At 65.2% G+C, this 24,835-nt stretch carries 26 protein-coding genes and 3 tRNA genes; 10 read left to right on the top strand and 19 right to left on the bottom strand.

Going from position 1 to position 24,835, the window contains the following annotated elements; all coding sequences use genetic code 11:
* From J2X67_RS11380 to trpE, 12 genes are all read right to left on the bottom strand, one after another.
* The coding region (locus J2X67_RS11380) for a GTP-binding protein (RefSeq protein WP_038111923.1) at window positions 1-90 on the bottom strand (90 nt) is incomplete at its 3' end.
* 73 nt (window positions 91-163) lie between these two features.
* Window positions 164-238 (bottom strand) — tRNA-Thr (locus J2X67_RS11375).
* A gap of 39 nt (window positions 239-277) precedes the next feature.
* Window positions 278-351 (bottom strand) — tRNA-Gly (locus J2X67_RS11370).
* A gap of 65 nt (window positions 352-416) precedes the next feature.
* A tRNA-Tyr gene (locus J2X67_RS11365) sits at window positions 417-502 on the bottom strand.
* A gap of 104 nt (window positions 503-606) precedes the next feature.
* Window positions 607-1,314, bottom strand: a complete 708-nt coding sequence (locus J2X67_RS11360) for a uracil-DNA glycosylase (RefSeq protein ID WP_309953075.1) — start codon at window positions 1,312-1,314, stop codon at window positions 607-609.
* Complete coding sequence (gene trpC / locus J2X67_RS11355) at window positions 1,311-2,111, bottom strand: indole-3-glycerol phosphate synthase TrpC (RefSeq protein ID WP_309953072.1); 801 nt, start codon at window positions 2,109-2,111, stop codon at window positions 1,311-1,313. Before trpC ends, J2X67_RS11360 begins: the two co-directional genes overlap by 4 nt.
* A gap of 53 nt (window positions 2,112-2,164) precedes the next feature.
* The gene (gene trpD, locus J2X67_RS11350; protein WP_309953070.1) at window positions 2,165-3,187 is read right to left on the bottom strand and encodes an anthranilate phosphoribosyltransferase; all 1,023 of its coding nucleotides are present in this window, start codon (window positions 3,185-3,187) and stop codon (window positions 2,165-2,167) included.
* A 24-nt stretch (window positions 3,188-3,211) separates the two neighbouring features.
* Window positions 3,212-3,874, bottom strand: coding sequence for a LysE family translocator (locus J2X67_RS11345; RefSeq protein WP_309953068.1), 663 nt, complete (start codon window positions 3,872-3,874; stop codon window positions 3,212-3,214).
* A gap of 16 nt (window positions 3,875-3,890) precedes the next feature.
* Window positions 3,891-4,949, bottom strand: a complete 1,059-nt coding sequence (gene ltaE / locus J2X67_RS11340) for a low-specificity L-threonine aldolase (RefSeq protein ID WP_309953067.1) — start codon at window positions 4,947-4,949, stop codon at window positions 3,891-3,893.
* A 5-nt stretch (window positions 4,950-4,954) separates the two neighbouring features.
* Complete coding sequence (locus J2X67_RS11335; protein ID WP_309953065.1) at window positions 4,955-5,539, bottom strand: aminodeoxychorismate/anthranilate synthase component II; 585 nt, start codon at window positions 5,537-5,539, stop codon at window positions 4,955-4,957.
* Window positions 5,536-5,928: a GxxExxY protein gene (locus tag J2X67_RS11330; protein WP_157611819.1), complete on the bottom strand. Its 393-nt coding sequence runs from the start codon at window positions 5,926-5,928 to the stop codon at window positions 5,536-5,538. Before J2X67_RS11330 ends, J2X67_RS11335 begins: the two co-directional genes overlap by 4 nt.
* A complete protein-coding gene (trpE, locus tag J2X67_RS11325; RefSeq protein ID WP_309953061.1) occupies window positions 5,925-7,427 on the bottom strand; it encodes an anthranilate synthase component I in 1,503 nt (500 codons plus the stop codon). The genes J2X67_RS11330 and trpE overlap by 4 nt, the downstream gene beginning before the upstream one ends.
* A gap of 324 nt (window positions 7,428-7,751) precedes the next feature.
* Between trpE and J2X67_RS11320 the strand changes: the two genes are divergently transcribed.
* The gene (locus J2X67_RS11320; RefSeq protein ID WP_309953060.1) at window positions 7,752-8,354 is read left to right on the top strand and encodes a chalcone isomerase family protein; all 603 of its coding nucleotides are present in this window, start codon (window positions 7,752-7,754) and stop codon (window positions 8,352-8,354) included.
* 8 nt (window positions 8,355-8,362) lie between these two features.
* Here the strand turns inward: J2X67_RS11320 and gph are convergent, their stop codons facing one another.
* Window positions 8,363-9,094 (bottom strand): phosphoglycolate phosphatase, encoded by a 732-nt coding sequence (gene gph, locus J2X67_RS11315; protein ID WP_309953059.1) that lies wholly within the window; start codon window positions 9,092-9,094, stop codon window positions 8,363-8,365.
* Between the two features lie 242 nt (window positions 9,095-9,336).
* On the opposite strand from gph, the gene J2X67_RS11310 reads away from it, so the two are divergent.
* Window positions 9,337-14,187, top strand: coding sequence for an autotransporter domain-containing protein (locus tag J2X67_RS11310; RefSeq protein ID WP_309953058.1), 4,851 nt, complete (start codon window positions 9,337-9,339; stop codon window positions 14,185-14,187).
* 33 nt (window positions 14,188-14,220) lie between these two features.
* Here the strand turns inward: J2X67_RS11310 and J2X67_RS11305 are convergent, their stop codons facing one another.
* Both J2X67_RS11305 and J2X67_RS11300 read right to left on the bottom strand, forming a co-directional pair.
* The gene (locus J2X67_RS11305; RefSeq protein ID WP_281147671.1) at window positions 14,221-14,703 is read right to left on the bottom strand and encodes a PA2169 family four-helix-bundle protein; all 483 of its coding nucleotides are present in this window, start codon (window positions 14,701-14,703) and stop codon (window positions 14,221-14,223) included.
* Window positions 14,704-14,883: 180 nt separating this feature from the next.
* The gene (locus J2X67_RS11300; protein ID WP_309953056.1) at window positions 14,884-15,162 is read right to left on the bottom strand and encodes a hypothetical protein; all 279 of its coding nucleotides are present in this window, start codon (window positions 15,160-15,162) and stop codon (window positions 14,884-14,886) included.
* Window positions 15,163-15,365: 203 nt separating this feature from the next.
* Between J2X67_RS11300 and J2X67_RS11295 the strand changes: the two genes are divergently transcribed.
* Together J2X67_RS11295 and J2X67_RS11290 are read left to right on the top strand one after the other, a co-directional pair.
* Window positions 15,366-15,749, top strand: a complete 384-nt coding sequence (locus J2X67_RS11295) for a translation initiation factor IF-2 (RefSeq protein ID WP_309953054.1) — start codon at window positions 15,366-15,368, stop codon at window positions 15,747-15,749.
* An 18-nt stretch (window positions 15,750-15,767) separates the two neighbouring features.
* The gene (locus J2X67_RS11290; RefSeq protein WP_309953052.1) at window positions 15,768-15,995 is read left to right on the top strand and encodes a hypothetical protein; all 228 of its coding nucleotides are present in this window, start codon (window positions 15,768-15,770) and stop codon (window positions 15,993-15,995) included.
* 13 nt (window positions 15,996-16,008) lie between these two features.
* Here the strand turns inward: J2X67_RS11290 and J2X67_RS11285 are convergent, their stop codons facing one another.
* Both J2X67_RS11285 and J2X67_RS11280 read right to left on the bottom strand, forming a co-directional pair.
* Entirely contained in the window at window positions 16,009-16,461 is a 453-nt protein-coding gene (locus J2X67_RS11285; RefSeq protein ID WP_309953049.1) for a hypothetical protein, read from the bottom strand.
* A gap of 26 nt (window positions 16,462-16,487) precedes the next feature.
* Entirely contained in the window at window positions 16,488-16,877 is a 390-nt protein-coding gene (locus J2X67_RS11280) for a hypothetical protein (protein WP_309953048.1), read from the bottom strand.
* Window positions 16,878-17,154: 277 nt separating this feature from the next.
* Between J2X67_RS11280 and J2X67_RS11275 the strand changes: the two genes are divergently transcribed.
* On the top strand, window positions 17,155-17,598 hold the full coding sequence (locus J2X67_RS11275; RefSeq protein WP_309953047.1) for a beta/gamma crystallin domain-containing protein: 444 nt from the start codon (window positions 17,155-17,157) through the stop codon (window positions 17,596-17,598).
* A 33-nt stretch (window positions 17,599-17,631) separates the two neighbouring features.
* Here the strand turns inward: J2X67_RS11275 and J2X67_RS11270 are convergent, their stop codons facing one another.
* Entirely contained in the window at window positions 17,632-18,312 is a 681-nt protein-coding gene (locus J2X67_RS11270; RefSeq protein ID WP_309953046.1) for a response regulator transcription factor, read from the bottom strand.
* Between the two features lie 246 nt (window positions 18,313-18,558).
* On the opposite strand from J2X67_RS11270, the gene J2X67_RS11265 reads away from it, so the two are divergent.
* Window positions 18,559-19,887 carry a DotU family type IV/VI secretion system protein gene (locus J2X67_RS11265; RefSeq protein WP_309953044.1) on the top strand — a complete coding sequence of 443 codons (1,329 nt, stop codon included), beginning with the start codon at window positions 18,559-18,561 and terminating at the stop codon, window positions 19,885-19,887.
* Window positions 19,888-19,909: 22 nt separating this feature from the next.
* Window positions 19,910-21,022 (top strand): type VI secretion system protein, encoded by a 1,113-nt coding sequence (locus J2X67_RS11260; protein ID WP_309953043.1) that lies wholly within the window; start codon window positions 19,910-19,912, stop codon window positions 21,020-21,022.
* A 14-nt stretch (window positions 21,023-21,036) separates the two neighbouring features.
* Here J2X67_RS11260 and tssJ read toward each other — a convergent pair whose 3' ends face one another.
* On the bottom strand, window positions 21,037-21,549 hold the full coding sequence (gene tssJ / locus J2X67_RS11255; RefSeq protein ID WP_309953041.1) for a type VI secretion system lipoprotein TssJ: 513 nt from the start codon (window positions 21,547-21,549) through the stop codon (window positions 21,037-21,039).
* A 71-nt stretch (window positions 21,550-21,620) separates the two neighbouring features.
* Between tssJ and tssA the strand changes: the two genes are divergently transcribed.
* From tssA to tssC, 3 genes are all read left to right on the top strand, one after another.
* The gene (tssA, locus tag J2X67_RS11250) at window positions 21,621-22,658 is read left to right on the top strand and encodes a type VI secretion system protein TssA (protein ID WP_309953039.1); all 1,038 of its coding nucleotides are present in this window, start codon (window positions 21,621-21,623) and stop codon (window positions 22,656-22,658) included.
* 76 nt (window positions 22,659-22,734) lie between these two features.
* Window positions 22,735-23,250 carry a type VI secretion system contractile sheath small subunit gene (tssB, locus tag J2X67_RS11245; protein WP_354328526.1) on the top strand — a complete coding sequence of 172 codons (516 nt, stop codon included), beginning with the start codon at window positions 22,735-22,737 and terminating at the stop codon, window positions 23,248-23,250.
* 29 nt (window positions 23,251-23,279) lie between these two features.
* Window positions 23,280-24,776, top strand: coding sequence for a type VI secretion system contractile sheath large subunit (gene tssC, locus J2X67_RS11240; RefSeq protein ID WP_309953038.1), 1,497 nt, complete (start codon window positions 23,280-23,282; stop codon window positions 24,774-24,776).
* Window positions 24,777-24,835 lie beyond the last annotated feature (59 nt).

Genomic DNA, 24,835 nt, shown 5'->3' with positions numbered 1-24,835 from the left:
CGCCGTCAGCGTGGTCTTGCCGTGGTCAACGTGACCGATCGTGCCCACGTTCACGTGCGGCTTGGTGCGGGTGAATTTACCTTTTGCCATTTTTCGACTCCGAAAAAAACGATTTCAACGTATGCAGATGGGTTGCAAAGCTGCCGTTGCAACCCCCAAAAACTGGTGCCCTTTGCGGGAATCGGACCCGCGACCTCTCCCTTACCAAGGGAGTGCTCTACCACTGAGCCAAAAGGGCTTTGTCTAACCAATCGCTTCCGGCGTCGAACCGGGTCTCTGGAGCGGGAGACGGGAATCGAACCCGCGTCATCAGCTTGGAAGGCTGGGGTTCTACCATTGAACTACTCCCGCATCGGGGGCACTCAAAGGCACCCAAAGCGCTAGATCCAATCGCTCTTAGAAACCAAATTCATCGCTGGTGGAGAGGGCTGGATTCGAACCAGCGTACTCGTAAGAGGGCAGATTTACAGTCTGCTGCCATTAACCACTCGGCCACCTCTCCGGCGAACCTCGAAATATAGCACGGTTTTGTGACTTCACAGAACCTCCAGCACCAATAAGACGCAGGAACTGCACGAGGCGAACTGGCGGGAATTATCCGCGAAATCAATCGCCCTGCTGGTGCGCCTCCCGCCAGGCACGCGCTTCGCCGAAGTGCCCGCAGCCGATGAAGGGCACCGGCGGGCGCATCGCGGAAAGCGGCGAGGGGTGGTTCGACATCAGCACCTTGTGGCGGTTGACGTCGATCAACGCGCGCTTGCTTTGCGCGTGCGAGCCCCACAGCATAAAAACAACAGGTTTTGCACCGTCTGATACATGCCGGATGACTGCGTCGGTCAGCACTTCCCAGCCGCGCCCCGAGTGGCTGGCTGGCTGCCCCTCTTCCACCGTGAGGCAGGTATTGAGCAGCAGCACTCCATGGGTTGCCCACTTCACCAGGCTGCCGCCCGGGTTCGGAAAAGGTGGCGGAGGCGTTCCCAGGTCGCGCTGAAGCTCTTTGAAGATGTTTCGCAGCGACGGCGGCAGCGCCACACCGGACGCCACCGAAAAAGCCAGCCCCTCCGCCTGGCCACGCCCGTGGTACGGGTCTTGGCCAAGGATGACCACGCGCACGTCTTCCGGCGGAGTCAGCTCCAGCGCCCGCAACGGCCGGGGCGGGAAAATCACGGCCCCGGCATCCAGGCGCTCACGCAGAAAGCCCAGCAGCTTCTGCCCGACGATGCTGCCGAAGAACCCATCGACCAGCGGCTGCCAGCCCGGCGCCACGGGCCAGTCGGCAGGGTCGCTGCTCGACAGCTGATCGGGCCGGCTCATTTGAACAATGCGGCGAGCGCCTCGCCCGGCTCCTTGGCGCGCATGAACGCCTCGCCAACCAGAAAGGCATGGACGCCTGCCGCACGCAAGGTGGCCACGTCTTCGCGCGTCGCAATGCCCGATTCGGTAACCGCCAGCCTATCGGCAGGCAACCGGGGCAGCAGGTCGATGGTGGCCTGGATCGACACCTCGAAGTTGCGCAGATTGCGGTTGTTCACGCCGATGAGCGGCGTCTTGAGCTTGAGTGCACGGTCGAGCTCGGCCGAGTCGTGCACTTCGACCAGCACCGCCATGCCCAGGCTGCGTGCAATGGCTTCGTAGTCCTTCATTTGCGCGTCGTCGAGGCAGGCCGCGATCAAGAGAATGGCGTCCGCTCCCATCGCACGCGATTCGTACACCTGGTATGGATCGACGATGAAATCCTTGCGCAGCACAGGCAGGTCGCATGAGGCGCGCGCCTGCTTGAGATAGTCGACGCCGCCCTGGAAAAACTGCTTGTCGGTCAGCACCGAAAGACAGGCGGCGCTGATTTCGCCATCACCCTCCGCATAGCTCTGTGCAATGTCGGCCGGAATGAAGTCTTCGCGCAGCACGCCCTTGCTCGGGCTGGCCTTCTTGACCTCGGCGATCACCGCAGCGTGGCCGGAAGCAATCTTGGCACGCAGGGCGCCTTCGAAATCGCGCGTCAGCACGCGGCTCTCGGCGTCGAACCGCACGGCTTCGAGCGGGCTCTTTTTCTGCGCCGTAGCAATTTCCTGCCGCTTGACTGCAATGATCTTGTCGAGGATGTCGGACATGTTCTGTTTTCCTGCCTGTCTGTCTGTCTTTAGTGATTCTTTTTGGCGGTTCTTCAGACCGTTGTGGAAGCCTTGACCAGTTCGGCCAGCTTGGCCCGCGCCGCGCCCGATGCCACGGCTTCGCGCGCGAGCTCGATGCCGGCCGCCATCGAATCGGCCACATTGGCGGCATACAGGGCTGCGCCTGCGTTCAGCAGCACGATGTCGAGCGCCGGACCGGCATGATTGTCGAGCACCCCCAGCAACATGGCCTTCGACTGCTCGGGCGTTTCCACGCGCAGCGTGCGGTTGCTCGACATGGCAAAACCGAAGTCTTCCGGGTGCAGTTCGTATTCGCGGATCTCGCCGTCCTTGAGCTCGCCGACCATCGTGGCCGCCCCTAGTGAGATTTCGTCCATGCCGTCCCGGCCGTAAACAACCAGGGCATGCTCGGTGCCCAACCGCTGCAGCGCACGCACCTGGATGCCCACGAGGTCGGGGTGGAACACGCCCATCAGTATGTTCGGCGCGCCCGCCGGGTTGGTCAGCGGGCCCAGGATGTTGAAGATCGTCTTGATGCCGAGCTCCTTGCGCACCGGCGCCACGTTCTTCATGGCCGGATGGTGATTCGGCGCAAACATGAAGCCAATGCCCACCTGTTCGATGGAGCGGGCAATCTGCTCCGGCTGCAGGTTGATGTTGACGCCGAGAGATTCCAGCACGTCTGCGCTGCCGGACTTGCTCGACACGCTGCGCCCGCCATGCTTGCTGACCTTGGCCCCCGCGGCGGCCGCAACGAACATCGAGCAGGTCGAGATGTTGAAGGTGTGCGAGCCGTCGCCACCGGTGCCGACAATGTCGACCAGGTGCTTGGTGTCCTTCACCGGCACCTTGGTGGAAACCTCGCGCATCACCTGCGCCGCCGCCGTGATCTCGCCGATGGTTTCCTTCTTCACGCGCAGGCCGGTAATCAGCGCCGCCATCATCACCGGCGAGCACTCGCCGCTCATGATGAGCCGGACGATGTGCAGCATTTCGTCGTGAAAAACCTCGCGGTGCTCGATGGTGCGCTGCAGCGCTTCCTGGGGGGTGATCATGGTGAGTCTCCTCGGTAGATGTTGTCAGTGGCCGATGCGAACGGCCGGCGCGTCGGTGAACGCAAGCTTGAGGCCGAAGCCGATGAACAGCACGCCGGCCACGCGGTCGAGCCAATGCATGCCCTTCTGCACCGCGCCGCGGCGCGCCATCCAGCCCGCGGCCACGGCCCACCCCACGTTGACGGGAATCGCGTTGAGGTTGAACAACACGCCCAGCAGCACGAAGTACCAAGCCTTGTTGTCGGCGCCGGGCGCAATGAACTGCGGCACGAAAGCCAGGAAGAACAGCGCCACCTTGGGGTTGAGCACGTTCGTCCAGAAACCGCCGAGAAAAATCGCCTTGAGGGTGCGTTCCCCGCTCGCCGCCGCAGCAACCTTGCCCAGGTCGGCCGACGGCGCCGCGCGAGACAGCACCATGCGCACCCCAAGGTAGAGCAGATAGGCCGCACCGACGTATTTGAGTACCGTGAACGCGGCCGCAGACGTGGCCATCAGGGTGCCGACACCAACCGCCGCCGCGAAGATGTGTACAAAACAACCCGCCGTGATGCCAAGCCCCGCAACAATGCCGGCACGCACACCGGAGCGCAGCGAGTTCGTCACGATATAAAGCACGTCGGGCCCCGGCGTGAGGTTCAGCAGCCAGCCGGCGGCGATGAAGGCGAGCAGATGGGGAAGATCGGGCATCGCGTCCTCGCCGGCGTCAGGATTTGAAGAAACCGCGGATCGCGGCCACGGCGCGATCGACGCCCGCCTCGTTCACATCGAGGTGCGTCACGAAGCGAAGGCGATACAGCCCCGTTGCCAGGATGCCCTGGTTGTTGAGGCTTGCGATCAGTTCCGCCGAACGCGCCTGCGCCGCGCCCGTGAGGTCGGCAAACACGATGTTGGTGTGCGGCGCCTCGACCTTCAAGCCATCGATGCCTTCAAGCCCCTGTGCCAGGCGCTGCGCCAGCGCATGGTCCTGGGCGAGGCGATCGACATGGTGGTCGAGTGCGTGCGATGCCGCCGCGGCGAGCAGCCCCGCCTGCCGCATGCCGCCGCCTGCCATCTTGCGAATGCGGTGCGCACGCGCGATGAACTCGCGCGACCCGACCAGCGCCGAACCGACCGGTGCACCCAGGCCCTTGCTGAAGCAGACCGATACGCTGTCGAAGCACTGCGCAATGCGCCGGGCTTCGGCACGGACGTCGCTGCGCTTGTTCAACGCAGCCTGCGCCGTTGCCGCATTGAAGAGCCGCGCGCCATCCAGGTGACGCTGCAGCCCCTTCGTCTTCGCAAGTTCCGTCGCAGCCTGCACGTATTCGAAGGGCAGCAGCTTGCCCCCCAGCGTGTTTTCCAGCGCAAGCAGCTTCGTGCGCGCAAAGTGGGCGTCATCAGGCTTGATGGCCGATTCGATCTGCGCCAGCGGCAGCGTGCCGTCGGGCGCATGGTCGAGCGGCTGCGGCTGCACGCTGCCGAACACCGCCGCGCCGCCGCCCTCCCACCGATAGCAGTGCGCCTGCTGGCCGACGATGTACTCGTCGCCACGTCCGCAGTGCGAAAGAATGGCGCACAGGTTGCTTTGCGTGCCGGTCGGCACGAACAGCGCCGCCTCGAAACCCAGCAGCGCCGCGATCTTTTCCTGCAGCGCATTCACGGTCGGATCGGTGCCGAAAACGTCGTCTCCGAGCGGCGCCGCCATCATGGCCTCGCGCATCCCCGGGGTGGGTTGTGTGACGGTGTCGCTGCGCAGGTCGACGATGGAGGAGCGGTCGGTCATGTCGGTCAGTCCAGAAAGTTCTTGAGCATGGCGTGCCCGTGCTCGGTGAGGATCGATTCAGGATGGAACTGCACGCCTTCGATGCGCACATCATGCGCAAAGCCGGTGTGCCGCACGCCCATGATCTCGCCGTCGTCGGTCCATGCGGTAATCGCCAATTCCTTCGGGCAGCTCTCGCGCTCGATCGAAAGCGAGTGATACCGGTTGACGATGAACTTCTCGGGCAGCCCCGCAAACACGCCTTCTTGCGTGGTTGTGATCTCGCTGGTCTTGCCGTGCATCAGTTGCTGCGCACGAATGATCTTGCCGCCAAAGGCCGCGCCAATGGCCTGGTGGCCCAGGCACACGCCAAGAATCGGCAGCTTGCCCGCAAAGGCCTCGATGGCCGCCACCGACACGCCCGCCTCTGCCGGCGAGCACGGCCCCGGCGACACCACCAGGCGGGTCACGCCCGAAGCGATGAGTTCGCCGATCTGCGCAACGGTGATCTCGTCGTTGCGGTGCACCTGAACATCCGCGCCCAGCTCGCCAAAATACTGGACGATGTTGTAGGTGAACGAATCGTAGTTGTCGATCATCAGCAGTTTCATGGCTTGCTCACAATCCGGTGCACGCCCTTGACCACGGGGAACACGTTGAAGTTGATCAGGAGGCCCAGCTTGAGGCCCGAGAGACGCAGCGCGGCAAGCACCTGCGCGCGGTGCAGGTCGGTCAGCACGTCGACTGCCTTGAGCTCGACGATGACCGACTGCTCCACCACGAAGCCCGCGCGGTACACCTCGCCCAGCGAGCGGCCCTTGTAGCTGGCCGAAAGCGCCACGCCCTGCGCAAAGCCGATCTCGCGCTCGGCAAGTTCGATGGCCAGCGCGGCGGCGTAGGCATCCTCGTTAAGGCCGGTGCCCAGCACGCGCTGCACCTCGACCGCGGCGCCGATGATCTCGTGCGAAAAATCGTTTTGAATATCAGGCACGTTGCTCATTCCAGCCCCTCCTCGACCAGTTCGGCGGCGCGCAGCAATGCGCGCGCCTTGGCTTCTGTTTCTTTCCACTCCAGCTCGGGCACCGAATCGGCCACCACGCCGGCCGCGGCCTGCACGTGGAGCATCTGGTCCTTCACGATCCCGGTGCGAATGGCAATGGCCACGTCCATGTCGCCCGCATAGCTGATGTAGCCGCAGGCGCCGCCATAGAGGCCGCGCTTGGTGGGCTCCAGCTGGTCGATGAGTTCCATTGCATGCACCTTGGGCGCGCCGGTCAACGTGCCGGCCGGGAAGGTGGCCTTGAGCACGTCGATGGCGGTCATGCCGTCTTTGAGCGTGCCCTCGACATTGCTCACGATGTGCATCACGTGGCTGTAGCGCTCTACCGCGAAGGCCTCGGTCACCTTCACGGTGCCGGTCTTGGCAATGCGGCCGATGTCGTTGCGCGCAAGGTCGATCAGCATCACGTGCTCGGCGCGCTCCTTCGGATCGTTGATGAGTTCTTCCTCGGCGGCCTTGTCGAGCTCTGGCGAAGCACCGCGCGGACGCGTGCCGGCCAGCGGGCGGATGGTGATCTTCTGTTCGCCTTCGCCCGTGTTTTCCTGGCGCACCAGGATCTCGGGCGAAGCGCCCACCACGTGGAAGTCACCCAGGTGGTAGTAATACATGTAGGGCGACGGATTGAGCGAGCGCAGCGCGCGGTACAGCGACAGGGGCGATTCGGTGTAGCGCTTGCTGATGCGCTGCCCCACCTGCACCTGCATGAAGTCGCCGGCGGCAATCATGTCCTTGGCCCGCTCCACGGACGCAAGGTAGTCGGCCTTGGCAAAGCTGCGCTCGGGCGGGTGCGGCTGCGTCGGCTTGACGATGGGCGCGCTCACCGAGTACTTGAGTTTTTCTTTCAGCTCGCGCAGGCGGCGCTTGCCTGTCGCATAGGCCTCAGGCTGCTTCGGATCGGCATAGACGATCAAATACAGCTTGCCCGAGAGGTTGTCGATGACGGCCAGTTCCTCGCACTGCAGCAGCAGGATGTCGGGGCAGCCCAGCGCATCGGGCGGGCAGCTTTTTTCAAGCTTGCGTTCGATGTGGCGCACCGTGTCGTAGCCAAAGTAGCCCGCAAGGCCGCCACAAAAACGCGGAAGCCCCGGACGCAACGCCACCTTGAAGCGCTTCTGGTATTCGGCAATGAAGTCCAGCGGATTGCCCGGCGCGGTTTCGACGACCTGCCCATCGGTGACCACCTCGGTCACGGCATCGGCGCCGAAACCGCTGGCGCGCAGCAGCGTGCGTGCAGGCAGGCCAATGAAGCTGTAGCGCCCGAAGCGCTCGCCGCCCACCACGGATTCGAGCAGGAAGCTGTGCTTGCCGCCGCCCTGGGAGTGGGCCAGCTTGAGATAGAGCGAAAGAGGCGTCTCGAGGTCTGCAAAAGCCTCGGCCATCAGCGGAATACGGTTGTAGCCCTGGGCGCTGAGGCTCTTGAATTCAAGTTCGGTGATCACGGATTCGTTCTCCAGTTGCCTCGCGGCGCTTCTTGGCCGGCGGCAAGGTCATTCACGGGTGGTCCGGAGTCTGCAGCGATCCGGTACCGCGGGCGCACGGCGTGCGCCGTGCAATCAAACAGTCAGCGATGTATGGCTACGCCAGGGCCAGGCTCCCCGGCTGCCTTGACCTGTTTGAATGATGTGATGAACGAACATGGAGCGTGGAGTTTAGCCCACGAAAACGCCGCCGCGTGCAGCCGCGGCCTTCAGGGTTCCCCCGAGGGGCGGGAGTAAAACGAAAAGATACATTCGAACGATCGTTCGCAAATCGAGGAGATCAACGTGCCTTTTCTTTCGGTCCCGCCCCTGTTCTCCCGCCTTGCCGTGCTGGCCTGCGTCGCGGCCACCGCGCTTGGTGCATCGGCCGCACAGGTAGACGTAGCTGGCGTCAAATTGAACGACACCCTCGACCTGCGCGGCAGCACCCTGCAGCTCAACGGCGCCGGTGTGCGCTACAAGGCGGTGTTCAAGGTGTACACCGCCGGCTTCTACGTTGGAAAGAAAGTCTCCACACCCGAAGAGGCGCTGGCGGCACCGGGCCCCAAGCGCGTTGCCATCACCATGCTGCGCGACATCGAGGCCAATGAACTCGGCAAGCTCTTTACCAAGGGCGTGGAAGAAAACTCACCCAAGACCGAGATGGTCAACCTCATTCCGGGCCTGCTGCGCATGGGCCAGATGTTCGCCGACCAGAAGCAGCTCAAGGCCGGCGACACCTTCACCATCGACTGGCTGCCCGGCACCGGCACGCTCATTACCGTGCGCGGCGTGCCTCAGCCCGATCCGATCAAGGAACAGGCGTTTTTCAATGCGCTGCTGCGCATATGGCTCGGCCCGGTGCCGGCCGACTGGAAGCTCAAGGACGCGTTGCTCGGAAAGCCGTAGCCCGGCCCTCACAGACCTCGCAGGCCGGCAAGCTCGGCCAATGAATCCACGAATCCGTCGGCATCGACCCCGCGCACCGGCTCGCCATGGTTGTAGCCGTAGGTCACCAGCACCACCGGGCAACCGGCGGCGCGCGCGGCCTTGGCATCGTTGCTCGAGTCTCCGATCATCAGCGTGCGCGCGGGAACGGTGCCCAGCGCCTCGCAGGTTTTCAGCAGGGGGAGCGGGTCGGGCTTCTTGCGCGCAAAGACATCGCCGCCGAACGCGAATTCGAAGAATCCGTCGAGCCCTTTCGACGCCAGCAACGGCTTGGCGAACGAGGTTGGCTTGTTGGTGAGGCAGGCCAGGCGCAGCCCTCGGGCGCGCAGTGCCTGCAAGCCCTCGGCCACGCCGGGATACACCGCCGAATGCTGTCCGTTGATGGCCAGGTAATGGTGCTGGTAGCGCTCCCACGCGCGATCGAAAAGAGCCTCCGCCCGCTCGTGCAGCGCCTTCGCGCCGGCAGCCGAAGCCGCATCGCCGCCAGAAGCCATCACGTGCGCGAGCGCCGAAAGAATCAGGTGCTCCGACCCTTTTCCCACCATTTTTTCGACGGCGGCCGGCGGCACCGGCGGCAGCGAAAGGTCAGCGAGCATTTGGTTGAGCGACACCGCGAAGTCGCCGAGCGTGTCGACCATGGTGCCATCGAGATCGACGATGGCTGCGTCGAAGCGGGTGAGGTCGAGGCCGATAGAGTTCAAAACGGAGAGGTAAGAGCTGGAGAACTGACCACCACTTTACCGAGCCCCGGGGCACTCGGGTCCGGCTGCCGCTCCGACCACGAAGCATAAAGTTTCACAATTCATAAAAGGTAACATATCGGCCGTTCACCCAACTGGCGTTCTGCTCTGGCTGGACACCGCCCCCTGATCAGCGGGGCAACAGTTCAACTTACGCGCAGCCTCATGAGGCACTCGCGCGCCTGCTGGAGAGGAACCCGCCGATGAACCGGATCTACCGCGTCGTCTTCAACTGCTGCACAGGCATGTGGCAGGCCGTCAGTGAAACAGCGCACGGGCGCCAAAGAACTGCCTCGTTCGGCGACGCGAGCCGAAGCCGAATGGCATGGCCCCTGCGCACGCTGGTCGCGGCTGTGGGCTTGGCGCTGGCGCAAGCCGCGAGCGCGCAGGTGCCAGGGGGCGGCGTCATCATGGGGGGCAGCGGAACAATCGATCCGCTGGACGCAACGATGGTGTTGGTCGATGCGACGACGAGCCGGATGGCAATCGATTGGGGAACGTTCGATCTGGGACCAAACCCTGACTCCGAGATCATCTTCAGCCAGTTGAGCCCTCAAGCAACCGTACTCAACAACATCAACTCGACCACTGCAAGCCAGCTCGGGGGTATGTTGACATCCAACGGCCAGGTTTTTCTGCAGAACCGGATGGGGCTCTTCTTTACCGGTGCGGCGAGTGTCGATGTCGGCGGGCTGTTGGCCACCTCACTGATCATGACGCCCAGCAATTTCATGGGCGGCGGCTATACGCTGGAAAAGGCCAGCGGATCGTCGGGAATGGTTGCGAACCACGGCTTCATCAATGCGTCTTCGGGCTCGGTAGCCCTGCTGGGCGCCGGCGTTTACAACAGCGGTACGATCGTCGCCCCATACAGCATCGAGCTCATGGCCGCCGACAAGGCCATGCTCTTCCAGGAAGGAAACGGGTTCAGCGTTCTCGCAACCGGCGCATTGCAATCGCAACTCAGCTACGAGGCCGTTAAAAACACCGGCACGCTGTACGCGCCGGGCGGCCAGATCACGCTGCAGGCACGTGCGGCACCGGGCATATATGGCAATCTGATCAGAAACGATGGCGTCATCGACGCCTCATCTGCCGATGGCAATGACGGCGTGGTCTTCTTCACTGCCGTCGGGGCCAGCAAGTTCGCCGTGTCGGGCAGCGGAAGCGTCAATGCGGGCAAAAACGGCAGCGTCGCGCTCAATGTCGACAGCAACGTCGAGCAGAGCGGTAAATACACTGCCGGCATGTTGGCGGGTGCCATTTCCGGCGACGCGACCTTTTCAAGCAGCAGCAACGAGATCCGCACGCTGGGGCAACTGGACGTGTCGGGCAATCTGGACCTGCACAATGCGGTCCCGCTGACCCAGACAGGCACGCTGTCGGTGGGTGGCACCAGCAACTTCGAAATGAGCGGCCATGACCTGACGCTCACGAATGCCGCAAACACCTTCGGCGGTGCCGTCACCGTCAATGCCGCCAACGTGGCCCTGACCAGCAGCGGCGCGCTCAGCTTGCAAGGCACGGTGTCCGGCGGCCTGAATGCAAGCACCGCCGGCGCAATCACCCAAAGCAAAGCGCTCACCGTCAACGGCAAGAGCATCTTCGACAGTTCCAGCTCTCCGGTCGCGCTGACCAATGCGGGCAACGACTTCGGCGGCACCGTCTCCTTGAGCGGAGGTTCCACACAGATCAGCGACAGCAACGCGCTGGCACTCGGAACAGTGGCCACGGGCGATCTCACCGTTACGAGCAAGGGCGCATTGAGCCTGGGCAGCGGCGTCGTCAACGGCAAGCTGACGGCCGTCAGCAACGGAAGCGACGTCAGCCAGGCAGGTTCGATCACCGTCGCAGGCAATGCCTCGATCAACGCCGGCGCGGGTGCGATCACGCTTTCAGACGCCGGCAACGACTTTCAGGGTGCTGTATCCCTCATCGGCACAACCGCCCGGGTACGCAACAGCCGCGACCTGACGCTCGGCGCGGTCACCGTGACCAAGGGGCTTACGCTCAATGTCAATGGCACGGCCTCCACCACCCAGGCTCTTACGGCTGGCACGGTCGCCATCGATGCAGGCACGCTGCGCGTGGCGCACGAAGTCACGACAAGTGCGGTGCAGGTGGGCAACGGCGCCGCGCTTACGGGCACCGGCGCCATTTCAGGCGCCGTCAACGTGGCTTCCGGCGGCACGCTGAGCGGCACCGCGGGCTCTACGCTGACCATGGTTGCGCTCACCCTCGACAGCGGCGCCACCGTGGACGTGACGCTGGGCGCGCCCGCCGCGGCCAGCCTCTTCAATACCGGTGCATTGACGCTGGACGGCACGCTCGACGTGCACGACATCGGAGGCTTCGGCGCGGGCGTGTACCGGCTCTTCGACTACACCGGCCCTCTGACCGACCACGGGCTCGAGATTGGCAGCGCGCCTGCAAACGGCGTGCTGGGCCTGCAGACCGCCGTTGCCGGACAAGTCAACCTCGTGAACGTTGCCGGGCAGGCTCTGGTCTTCTGGGACGGCGATGCGGCAGGCACCGCCAACAACAACGTGGTCAACGGCGGCAGCGGCACCTGGACGGCCACCTCCGCCAACTGGACCACGGCCGGCGGCAGCCTCAACGCCAGCATCACGCCCACGCCCGGGTTCGCCATCTTCCAGGCCGCGCCCGGTACTGTCGCCGTGAGCGATGCCCAGGGCCCGCTCGCCGTCACCGGAATGCAGTTTGCGAGCGACGGCTACCGGCTCGAGGGCGACGCAATCGCGCTGAGCGGCGCGAACGCCATCGTCCGCGTGGGCGACGGCAGCGCAGCGAGCGCCGGCTACACCGCCACCATTGCCAACAACCTCACCGGCTCTGCGCGGCTGGAGAAGACCGATGCGGGCACCCTGGTGCTGAGCGGCGCCAACAGCTACACCGGCGGCACCCTGGTAAGCGGCGGCACCCTGCAGGGCACCACCACCAGCCTGCGCGGCGACATCGTCGCCAACAACTCCACGGTCGCCTTTGTGCAGGACACGGCTGGCAGCTTTGCCGGAACACTGAGCGGCAACGGATCGCTCCGCAAGGCGGGCAGCGGCACGCTGACGCTGACAGGCACGCACACCTATGCGGGCGGCACCACCATCGAAGCCGGCACGCTGGTCGGCGGTGCAAACAGCTTTGGCAGTGGCGCCATCGCCAACCAGGCGGCATTGGCGATCGACCAGGCCAGCGACGCGGTGTTCGCCAACAGCGTTTCCGGCAGCGGCAGCCTGACGAAGACCGGCACCGGCACGCTGCGCCTTTCGGCGGCCAACACCTATGGCGGCGGAACCACCATCGATGCAGGCACGCTGGTCGGCAGCACCCGAAGCTTCGGCAGCGGCGCAATCGTGAATCGTGGTGCGCTGGTCATCGACGAGACGTCGGACGCCGTGTTCAGCAACGCGCTCTCCGGCAACGGCAGCGCAACAAAGACCGGCGCGGGCCTGGTGACTTACACCGGCGACGGTTCAGCCTACACCGGCACCTTCACGGTGGACAGCGGCGCCTTCTCGGTCAACGGAACGCTGGGTGGGCGGATGGTCGTCGGCAGCGGCGCGATGCTCAAGGGCACAGGCAATGTGGGCAGCACCACGCTGGCTGCCGGCGCAACAGCGGCGCCGGGCAACTCCATTGGTACCCTGCGCGTCAACGGCGACCTGGTGTTCCAGCCCGGGTCGGCCTACCACGTCGAGCTCGATGCTGCAGGGCACAGCGACCGCATCGACGTAACGGGCAGCGCCACGCTGGGCGGCGCTTCCGCCACAGTGCTCGCGGCCAACGGCAACTGGGCGCCGGTTACCCGCTACACCATCTTGCGCGCCGAGGGCGGCATCCTCGGCACATTCGGCGCGCTGTCGTCGAACTTCGCCTTCCTGACACCGTCGCTCAGCTACGACACGCAGCAGGTCACGCTCATGCTCGAGCGCAACGATGTCGGCTTTCCGCAGGTCGGCATATCCGCCAACCAGCGCAGCGTGGGGCAGGCTGTCGAGCAACTGGGCGCGGGCCCCGTGTACGGCGCGGTACTCAAAGCCGATGCAATCACCGCGCGCAACGCGTTCGACAGCCTCTCGGGTGAGATTCACGCAACGTTGCGTTCCAGCCTTACGGAAGACAGCCGCTTCCTGCGCGACGCGGGGCTTGCGCGGCTGCAGAAAGACGGCGGCTCGGCCTCTGCAGCCAGCGGCCTGCGCGTTCGCGAAAACGAGGCTGGCGACGGCGTGTGGGTCCGCGCGTACGACAGCAACGGCCACGCTGCCGGCGATGGCAACGCCGCCCGCGCAAAACGCAGCGCGAGCGGCGTGCTCGTGGGGTCCGATCGCCGCGTCGGCGACTGGCGCGTGGGCCTGATGGGCGGTGCGAGCCGCAACCGCACCCAGACCGCCGAACGAAACGCGAGCGCTTCCGTCGACAGCTACCACCTGGGCCTGTACGGCGGAACCCGGTGGGGCGCACTCGCGCTGCGCACGGGCCTTGGCTATGCGCGCCACGACATCGAAACGCAGCGCAGCATCGCGTTCACAGGTTTTGCCGATTCCACGCGCGCCGACTACCACGCCGACACGGTGCAAGCCTTCGGCGAACTGGGCTGGCAACTGCAGGCCGGGGGCGTCGATCTGGAGCCGTTCATGGGGCTGGCGCACGTGCGCCTTCGCAATGGCCACTTCGCGGAACGCAGCGGCGCAGCAGCACTGCTGGGCCAAAGCGAAAACTCGAACACCACCTTCTCGACGCTGGGCCTGCGTGCAGGCAGCAGCTTCGAAGTAGGCGGAGTGCAAGTGACTGCACGCGGCATGCTGGGTTGGCAACGCGCTTTCGGCGATGTGACTCCGACGGCAAGAATGGCCTTTGCCGCCGGCCCCGCATTCACGGCAGCCGGCGTGCCCGTCGCGCGAAACGCGCTCGTGGCAGAGGCCGGCGTCGAAGTAAAGCTGCAGCCCGAACTGACGCTCGGGCTGTCCTATGCCGGGCAACGCGGTGACGGCACCCGCAACAACAGCGTGAAGGCCGACCTGCTCTGGCGCTTCTGAAAAAGCCCGGCGCAGGCGCCCTACTTCGCTTGCTTACTTGCTGGCGCGCATCTGGTCGCGCAACTGCTTGATCTGGTCGTGGTTGCGCTGGGCGCCGTCGGCCTGCTGCTGGATGATTGCGCGCACGTCGGCGGGCAGGTCGTTCTTCAACGCCTTGCGATAGCGCGCCACCGCAGCGTCTTCGCCGCGCTCGCACTCCTCCAGCATCGAGAGCGCGCTGTTCGCGCCCACCGAGCCCTTCACATGCACCCAGCCGCGATGCATGGCACCGCTCACGGTGCCGCCATCGTCCGGCGAGCCGCCGAAACGCCTTACCAGCTGAACCAGCTCAGCCGCCGCCTTGGCGCATTCGGCTGAACGGTTCTGGAACACCTGCTTGAGTTGCGGAGACTCCACTTCCTCCGCGCAGGCGCGGAAACCGTATTCACCGTCTCGCGTGTTCTCGAGCAGATCGTTCAGCACCTCGACGACGTCTTCGCTGTTCGCGGTTTCAGCAGTGTTCGTGTAGTTGGCCATGGAATGACTCCTTCGTTAGCCTCCTGAAGAGGCGGGTTGAAAATTGCCGCGCATGCGTGCCCGGAGGCGGCCGCATTGCGCTGGTCCCAGGACAAATGGTGTTCGCGCGGATCGGGATCCATGTCGGCTTCGCCCGACGTCCCCTGTAGGGGTTCTTCGGGGCGTCGATGCCGCTCCGGTTCATTCCTCGCGAAACGGTTTTTCTGGCCGGCCCGGTTGGCTGTAGGGCGAGCTGCCCTGGTTGTCGGTTTCGCCCACGCCTGCATCGCCCGGCGTCGGTGGCTTGCGCTCGCCTGTGATTGCAGGGCCGTTGTTGGGCCCCACGGGCTCGCCGTTTTCTGCGGGCGTCCTGGCCTCGCGCTTCATGCTTTTCTCGGCGGGTGTCGGCTTGCTGTATGCGGCCGAACCAGCTGCATCGTCGGGCGCGGCGGGCCTGGCCGTGGTCGTAGGTGTGGTCACGCAGTGTCCTTTCTGTATTTCTAAAACTTCACCGTGCGCCGCGCCGAGAGGCCTGTGCGTAGGAAAGCGTCGCGTTTGCGGCGCAAGCACGCGGCAACCGGCCAGGCAGGCACGCAACCGGCGCAAGGACGGTGCGCTTGCCTACAAGAACCGGGCACCGTTGCGCGAGAGAAAGAAGGCTTCAGCTTTCGAGGAATCCATTCATGGCCCACGCCAAACACAGCCACAACCACAGCTACGCAAGGCGCTTCGACACGCGTCTTTTCACGATGTACGGCTTCGCTGCCGCATTGCTGCTTGCCGCAGCAGCAGTGGCCGCGCAGCCCACCGGCAACCCCAAGGGAACGCGCCCGCCGCCCATCAGCGATTCGGCCGAGCCCCAAGGCGCGCGCCCGGCAGAGCAGCCCCGCGGCGACATCGACCAAGGCAAGCTGGGCGCCGACAAGGGGCCCGCCGGTGCACGCAGGCAAACCTCGCGCCCGCCCTCGAGCGGCAACCCCGGTGGCATTGCACCCACGCGCGATGGCGACCCATCCAAGGAGCAGCGCGGCAGCAACAAGCGCCACGCGCAGCCCGCGCCTCAATAAACGAACACCGAGCCAACCATGACTTCCACCACGCAGATCGATGCCCGTATTGCAGGCCCCGTCGAATTTCGCGCAGGAGACGGCCCGCAACTCAAGATTCCGGAAGGAAACTGCCAGGTCCTGATGGCCGACGACAGCGTCGTTCTCACCTGGACGGAGGGCGGCCAGTCGCTGACCGCGGCCATACCGAAGATCGAATTCGACCGCTACATCGAAGAGGGTGCGATCGTGCTTGGGCGGGGATGACGCCCCCTCTTGCTCAATCGCGCACCTTGGCTGCCGTGTCGATGGCCTGTGTGTACCAAGCAGCTTCTTCCTCGGTCATGGAGCCTTCGAGCTCCGAAAGTTCGAGTTGCTCGAAGTCATACGAAATCCACTCGAACAGGTGCGACTTCGGCATTGCGTCCAGGCTCTCGCAGTCGCTCCACGACTGCAGCCGCGTGGGGGCGCTCTCCAGCAGCATGCGAAGGTACAAAGCGCGCGCAACCTTGATCTCGGCAATCTGCCGCGGGTCTTCGATCACGAAGCGCAGTTCTGCCAGCGCCTGCTCGCAGTGCAGCACCCGGCGATGCGCCTCGCCGATGACCGCCTGGGCCTCTTCCGACTCTTCGGCCCGCGCATGCCAGGCGCGGGCGAACTCTCGCGCAATGCGCGCGTAGGCGAGCTGCTGTAGCCCCTGGAGCGCGGAGTCGAGTTGGCGATGCATGGTCATGGCTGTCTCCAGCAAACGAACCGGGGTCAAGCCAGACTGTCTTCATCGTCCTCCGGATCGGCTGGCTCATCGGCCAGTTCGTCCGGCATGGCTATATCTTCCAGGTCGCCGGATGCGGCCACGTCGGCCGCGCTTGCGGGAACAATGCCCACGCGGTCCGGCAGGATGTCCGCATCGGGCTCCACGGGCGGCGCATCGGCAGATGCACGCTCGCCAGTGCCTTCGGCGTCGCTGCTGCTTTCATGCGCCACCGGAATGGCGCCCTCGGCGGCATCTTCAGGAATGGCAGAGCGCTCGCGCGATGTGCGCACGTCGCTTCCGCTGTCGCTCGTGTCGCTGGGGCCAAGGCTGTCGACGTCGGTTCCCTTCGGTTCCGCCGGTGCGTAGTCGCCTCCCAGAATGCTGCTCGTGGCCATGGCTTCCTTCACTTCATGAAAAACGTTGATGAACGAGATGGGCTACGTGGCCCTTTCGTCCAGACTGGACAGCCACGGCGGGCCTGTGCGTAGGAAAGGCGCGCATACGGGGCGCAGTCATTCGCGAAGATTGCGCTCTGGGTGGGCTACTGGGTGGGCTACCTCGTAGAGGCTCGGAGACAAGACAGGGCGACGGGCGCTTGGGGCCTGCTCCTACGCGATAGCCGTATGGCGCAGGTAGCCTCGCGTTTTTCGCTCTCCACCTGGAAAACCATCCATGAAGAACCTTCGCTACCTGATGATTGCTGGCGCCGTTGCGCTCGGCGCCTGTGCCAATACCAACACCTCGGCACCGCAGTCGACCGCCGCCGCCCAGAACAAGCCCGACCCCACCATCCTGCTGGTGCCGGTGCGCATCGAAGACCCTGCGCTGGCTTCAGGCTGCTGGGCGCAGTTCTATACGGGGCGCAACTTCCAGGGCGACATGCTTACGCTGGTGGGCCCCGCCGAAGTCCAGAGCATGGACCGCGGAACCGCAAGGCAGCTGAAGCGCGACATCGACAGCGTGAGCGTCGGCCCGCGCGCAACGCTGCAGGTGTACGAGCACGCAATGTTCAGGGACCGCACCGTCAACTTTCCGGCCAACAGCCGCGAAGGCGGCCTGACACGCAAGCTGGGCTTTGGCGGACGGATCGAGGCTATGAAGCTCAGCTGCTCCTGAGCGTTCCCGGAAAGACGCGGCAGCTGGCAAGCCTCAGGCTTGCGCTTCTGTCAGGGCCTGCGCGGCCACCACCGCTTCGGTTCGGTTGCGCACGTTCAGCGCGCGAAAGATCGCTGCAAGGTGAATCTTGACCGTGCCTTCGCTGATGCCCAGGCTGCGGCCGATGAGCTTGTTGGGCTTGCCTTGCGACAACAGCTGCAGCACCTCGACCTGGCGCTCGGTGAGCACGCTGCGCAGGTGCTCCAGAGTTGCCGACGATCCAGCGGCTGAGCGCGCATCGCCGTTCTGCGTAGGGGCCACGCCGGCCACGATTCCCGGCGGCAGCGCCGTCAGCATCATCGGCGGCACATACACGCCGCCCGCCAGCACCAGCCGCACCGCCGACAACATGACTTCCGGCGAATAGGCCTTGGGAATGAAACCGAGCACCCCGCGCTCGAGCGCGCTGCGCATGATGGCCGGGTCTTCGTAGCCGGAAAGCACGATCACAGGCACCGCCGGGTGCCTGCGGCGGATCTCGTCGATGTGGGCCTGGCCGTCCGCGCCGGGCATGTTGAGATCGATCAGGGCCAAATCGAGCTCGTCGGTCGCGCCGGCAAGCAGTTCGTCGACGCTCATGGCCAGGACGAACTCAATGCCGGGCTCGAGCTCCGACAACTTGGCTTTGACCGCCTCGATGACGAGCCGGTGGTCGTCGGCGATCAGGATTTTCATGGCATGTCCCAGTGTCCCAGCGTGCATTGATTCAGCGGAAGCCGAAGATACCGGCGATTGCCCCGCACAGCAATACCGCGTTGACCCACGAACGGCATAGACCCCAAGCGATATGGCGCCCGCCGCGCCTCGTTTGAAAGAATGAATGCCCATTCGAAGGAACCGGGGACATAGGCATGCGCCATTGCTGCAGACGCCGGTGCGAGGCATCCTTCACCATGCAGGCGCAGTGAGCGGGCACGGTTCATGGCCCGCCTGCTCGACAGTTTTTCGGCATTCGTTTCATTCGGCCTTGCCCTCGATGTATCGATTGCCGGCGGCCGCACCACCCTGTCGCATGATGCTGCACAGCAACAGGCTCGCTACCTGCTCGATGCGGCGCGTGCCGCTGCCAGTGCGGCCGGCACTCCCGCGGCGCAGGTCGAATCGGCCGCCTTCGCGATGGTGGCGTGGATCGACGAAATACTGGCTCGCCACCCTGGCGCACACAGCGGCGCGGCGCCGCTCCAGGTGCAGCTCTTCAATTCGAACAACGCCGCCAGCGAGTTCTTTCACCACCTGTCAGCGCTCACCGCAGAGGACGACGAAGTGCGCGAGGTCTACTGGCATGCGCTGGTGCACGGCTTCAAGGGACAGTACTACTTCGAGAGCGGCGACCAGGGCGAGCTGGGCAAGCTGAAGGAACTGCACAGCCGGCAATTGCGGCTCCAGCCGCTCACGCCGGCAAGCCTCGTGCAAGACCGCATCACGCCGCAGCCCTACCGCGTGGCCGACCCGCCGGGTCCGCACGATGCACGGCGCCGCGACCGCGCCATGCTGCGCGCCACGGCGTCGCTCACGCTGCTTCTGCCCCTGCTCTACCTTCTGTGGTGGCAGTGGCTCTCAGGCCCGCCAAGCGCCGAGCCCGAACTGGCCGCCCGCGTCGAACAGCAACTGCAAGCCTATGCGTGCGCCGACCTTGCGGCCGCCGCCGGCAAGGACGGCAACCTGCGCGTGAGCGGCTTCGTCTCGCTGCCCGAAGACCTCGACCGGGTCGAGCGCGAGGTGGCCGCTATACCCGGCGCCGGAACGCCCACCTTCGACGTCGAGTTGCGACGGTGGCCGCACTGCGAGGTGTTCGCAATTCTCAAGCCCTACCAGCTGCGCAATCGCGAAAAGACGCAAGGCCTTGCACTGGACGTTCCCAGCGCCAGCAACGACGAGCTTCGAGAAGGCGACAACGTGCGCGTGCAGGTGTCCGCGCCCACCCACGACAGCTACCTGTGGATCGACTACTACACCGCCGACGGTTCGGTCATGCACCTCAACACCGGCCAGTCGGCCACGCGGCTGCGCGCGGGCGAAAAGCTCGAGCTCGGCCGCGACATTCCGTCGAGCTGGCTCGTGGGCCCGCCGTTCGGCCGCGTGCTCGTCACGGCGGTCTCGTCGCCCGTTCCGCTCGGCGCGCTTGCCGACCGCCCCCCCTTCGAGCTTGCATCGGCCTACCTACTGCGGCTGCGCGAAGCGCTTGCGGCAGGCAAGGGAAGCGAACGGCTGATTGCCGACTTCGTGTTTCTCGAAACCGTCGCACGCTGAAAAAAGCTGCCGAGCCATCGCCATGACCGCCGTGCTCTCGCCCCTGCATCTGTTCTGGTTCTTGCTCGCCTTGTGCCTCGTCGGCTTTGCGCTCTTGTACGCCACCGTTCGCGACGCGGGCCGCGGCGCTCGCCGCCGTGCGCTGCAGCGGCGCATCGACGCAATCGGCCCGTGGGCCGCAGAGGCCGACGAAGCCACCGTGCCCGCCATGCGCGAAGCCATGTCGCGGGCCCGGCAGGCCCTGCGCCAGCCGCCGCGGCAACGCGACGCGCCGGTGCCGTGGTTTCTCTTTCTGGGCGACGCGGCGGCCAACCTGCCCGGGCTGCTGGCGGCAGGTGGCGCCGAACGGCTTGCGCCGCCGGACAACGCGCCCTTCGGCGAACCCTACTGGCGCTGGTGGCTCACGGGCTCGATAGCCGCCATCGAACTCCACCCGGCCGCCGTGAGCGAAAAGGCCACCGAGCCCCACACGCGCGGCCTCTGGCTGCAGGCGCTCATGGCGCTGGCCGAGCGACGCGAGCGCTTTCCGCTCAATGGGCTGGTGGTGTGCATTGCAGCAAGCGAACTGCTGCATGCGGACCGCGAAAGCCCAAAGCCGCTGGCGGCAAGAATGCGGCGTTTGCTCGATGAGGCCAGCGACACCTTGCGCCTGCAGTTGCCGGTCTACCTTGTCGCAACCGGCCTCGAGCAGCTCGCGGGCTATGCCACGCTGCGCGGCGCACTACCGCCCGAAGTGCTCACGCAAGCCATCGGCCATCGGCTTGCAGAGCCCTTTGCCGCCAATGGCCCAGCCTCCGCGCGGCTCGACGCCCTGTTCGACCCCATGGCAGAGCGGCTGCATGCGCTTCGCATGGCGCTGCTGCGAGAGCAGCCGGGTGCATCGCGCCGGCTCGCAATCCATGAGTTCATCGAGGCATTGCGTGCGCTGCAACCCGGGCTGCGCGAGGTTGCCGAGGCCTTGTTCGAAAGCCATGGCCGCGGTTCGCGCGGGCTTCGGTGGCGCGGCCTCTACTTCACGGCCGCCGCATCCGATACGGCCGGCGGCGCGTTCACTGCAGACCTGTTCGGGCGCTTCCTGCCCGCCGATCAACCACTGGTGCGGCCGGGCCGCCCGTCGAACCCGGGCTCGCAGTGAAGCACTTGCCCGGCCTACTTGCTTTCGACGCGGATCTGGCGGGCCCCGAAGGTCACCGTCATGGCCTGCGCCTTGCCCGTCTGCACAGGGCGCACTTCGCGCCAGCGCGCGCGGTCCAGGTCGCGGAAAGCAGCCATCACGCCAATGGCCTTGGCATCGGGCGGCAGCGTGAGATCGACCTTGCGGGTTTCGCCGGGCCTGAGCAGCATTTCTTCGCGCTGCACCAGTTCGGCGCCGAGCGTGGCCTGGTCTTTTTCGAACAGCGAGAAGAAGTCGGCACCTTCGAAAGGGCCTGGCGACTTGAGTGCATACACGCGCACCGTGAGCGGCGAAGCGCGGCCGCGCGCATCGGGGTTGGCATCGGCGCCCGCAACCAGCGTGATCGACACCGTGGTGACCACAGGTTTGGGTGCGCAGCCCGCAACCAGCATGCCGGTCAACACAAGCCCCGAGGCCAGTGCAAGGCGCCGCGAGACCGCAGCAGGAGAGCGTCCATAGGACGAATGGTGTGTACCCAGCGTGCGCATGCTATTCCCTTCGTTGCATTGACCGGTTCTGCTGCATCTTTGATTATCACCAGCCAACTCGAACAGGCAACATGCTGACCAACGAACTTGTCGAAGCCCTGCTCACGCCCATCGGCGAGGCATCGCCGTGCGGTGACGACCTGGAGTACGACGCCGCCTTTACCGCGCTCGCAGCGTCTTCGGAGCGCAAGCCCGAGCAGCAGTTCGGCGACACCGTCATTCCCGCGGTGGAGCCGGAGTGGCGCGACGTGGCCGAGCAGGCCGAGGCCATCCTCCGCCGCAGCAAGGACGTGCGGGCCGCCGTGCTGCTGCTGCGCGCTTCCACGCGGATGCAAGGCATGCCGGGCTTCGTTGCAGGCCTTCAACTGCTGATCGGCCTCTTCGACCGCTTCTGGGACGGCATACATCCAACGCTCGATGCAGACGACGGCAACGACCCCACCATGCGCCTCAACGCACTCGCACCGCTGTGGGACGAGAACATGGTGCTGCGCGACCTGTACGACGCGCAGGTGGGCATGGCCCCCGGCGTCGGTCCGATCCGCGTGCGCGACATTGCCATTGCAAGCAACACGCTCACCGCGGTGGGCGGCGAGCCCACCTATTCGATGGCGCAGATCCAGGGCGGCCTTGCCGCGGTGCAGGCTTCGCACCCCGAGCTATTGCAGGCCGCCATGGGCGCAACCCGCCTGGTGGAGCAGCTGCAGGCCCTGCTGACCGAACGCACCGGCCGCGCCGATGCAGTAGACCTTGGTGCGCTGCGCGGCATTGCGCGCATGCTGCAAAAGGCGTGCAGTGTTGCCGTGGGCGCACCTGCAGACGCGGACACCGGCGATGCCGCCGAGGCCGCACCGGCTTCGCAAGCAGCGGGCGACGCGCCGCGTCCCGCTGCCGCGCGCGGCGAAATCCAGAGCCGGCAGGACGCCGTGCAAATGCTTGACCGCGTGATCCGCTATCTCGAACAGGCGGAGCCCGGCAACCCGGCGCCGCTCTTGATCGACCGCGCAAAGAAGCTCATTGGCGTGAGCTTTCTCGAAATCATGGCCAACCTCGCGCCCAACGCCATGGACACCATCGAGACCGTGACAGGCAAGCGCCCGTCCGAATAAGCCGCTTCGTCTCTCTCTTTTTGCTTTCTTCCTTTTTCATCGACCCGCCACATTCACACCCGCAAGGAGCATTCCCATGGCCAAGAGCAGTCAGAAATTCATCGCCAGAAACCGGGCGCCCCGGGTCCAGATCGAGTACGACGTGGAGCTGTATGGCGCGGAGAAGAAGGTGCAGCTGCCCTTCGTGATGGGCGTGCTGGCCGACCTGTCGGGCAAGCCGGCCGATCCGCTCGCACCCGTGGGCGACCGCAAGTTCCTGGAGATCGACACCGACAACTTCGACTCGCGCATGAAGGCCATGAAGCCGCGCGCCGCCTTCGCGGTGCCCAACACCCTTACCGGCGAAGGCGACCTGAAGGTCGACATCACCTTCGAGAGCATGGACGACTTTTCTCCCGCCGCGGTGGCGCGCAAGGTCGATGCGCTCAACAAGCTGCTCGAAGCCCGCACCCAGCTGTCGAACCTGGTCACCTACATGGACGGCAAGGGCGGCGCTGAAGACCTGCTGGCCAAGGTGCTGGAAGACCCGGCCCTGCTGGCGACGCTTGCCGCGAGCAAGAAGCCCGAGGACGGCGCCACGCCGGCCGCCTGACCACCTACCGGACCACGAGGAGAAACACCATGGCAGAAGCACTCGAACAGCAGAGCGCACTCAAGGACGTTGCCTACGAAGGGAGCGACTTTTCTTCGCTCCTGCAAAAGGAGTTCAAGCCCCGCAGCGACGAGGCCAAGAGTGCCGTCGAAGCCGCCGTGCTCACGCTGGCGCAGCAGGCGCTGAGCAACAGCGCAATCATCGGCAAGGACGTGACCAAGTCGATCCAGGCCATGATCGCGGCCATCGACAAGAAGCTCACCGACCAGGTCAACGCGATCCTGCACAACGAAGACTTCCAGAAGCTCGAAAGCGCATGGCGCGGCCTGCACTACATGGTGAACAACACCGAGTCGGACGAGCACCTGAAGATCCGCGTGATGGACATCTCCAAGAAGGACCTGAGCAAGACGCTCAAGAAGTTCAAGGGCGCGGCCTGGGACCAGAGCCCGATGTTCAAGAAAATCTACGAGCAGGAATACGGCCAGTTCGGCGGCGAGCCCTTCGGCGCGCTGGTGGGCGACTACCACTTCGACCAGAGCCCGCCAGACGTCGAGCTGCTCGGCGAAATGGCCAAGATCGCCGCCTCGGCGCATGCGCCCTTCATTACCGGCGCCAGCTCCAACCTGATGCAGATGGAATCGTGGCAAGAGCTCGCCAACCCGCGCGACCTGACCAAGATCTTCCAGACGCCCGAATACGCCGCCTGGCGCTCCCTGCGCGAATCCGACGACGCCAAGTACCTGGGCCTGTGCATGCCGCGCTTCCTGGCGCGCACGCCCTACGGCGCCAACACCAACCCGGTGGAGGAGTTCGATTTCGAGGAAGACGTGGCCGGCGCCGACCACAGCAAGTATTCGTGGGCCAACGCGGCCTATGCAATGGCGACCAACATCAACCGCTCGTACAAGCTCTACGGCTGGGGTTCGCGCATTCGCGGCATCGAGTCGGGCGGCGCGGTGGAAAACCTGCCGCTGCACACCTTCCCGAGCGACGACGGCGGCGTGGACCAGAAGTGCCCCACCGAAATCGCCATCAGCGACCGGCGCGAAGCCGAGCTTTCCAAGGCCGGGCTGCTCTCGCTCATCCACCGCAAGAACTCCGACTTTGCAGCCTTCATCGGCGCGCAGTCGCTGCACAAGCCGGCCGAGTACGACGACCCCGACGCCACGGCCAACGCCAACCTGGCCGCACGCCTGCCCTATCTCTTTGCCTGCAACCGCTTTGCGCACTACCTCAAGTGCATCGTGCGCGACAAGATCGGCAGCTTCAAGGAGCGCGAGGAAATGCAGCGCTGGCTCAACAAGTGGATCATGAACTACGTGGACGGCGACCCCGTCAACTCGTCGGAAACCACCAAGGCCCAGAAGCCGCTGGCGGCCGCCGAGGTGGTGGTGGAAGAGGTCGAGGGCAACCCCGGCTACTACACCTCCAAGTTCTTCCTGCGCCCGCACTACCAGCTCGAAGGCCTCACCGTGTCGCTGCGGCTGGTGTCCAAGCTGCCGTCCGCCAAGGGCGCGAAGTAAGGCCCGAGTTTTTTTGAAAAGACCTGCGCCGGCTTCTTTGAAACCCGCGCACCTTTTTC

It is taken from the genome of Variovorax sp. 3319 (assembly GCF_031456585.1).
Classification (GTDB): Bacteria; Pseudomonadota; Gammaproteobacteria; order Burkholderiales; family Burkholderiaceae_C; genus Variovorax; species Variovorax paradoxus_P.
Note: the sequence above shows the minus strand (reverse complement) of the source record. Positions and strands in the feature narration are given on the sequence as shown.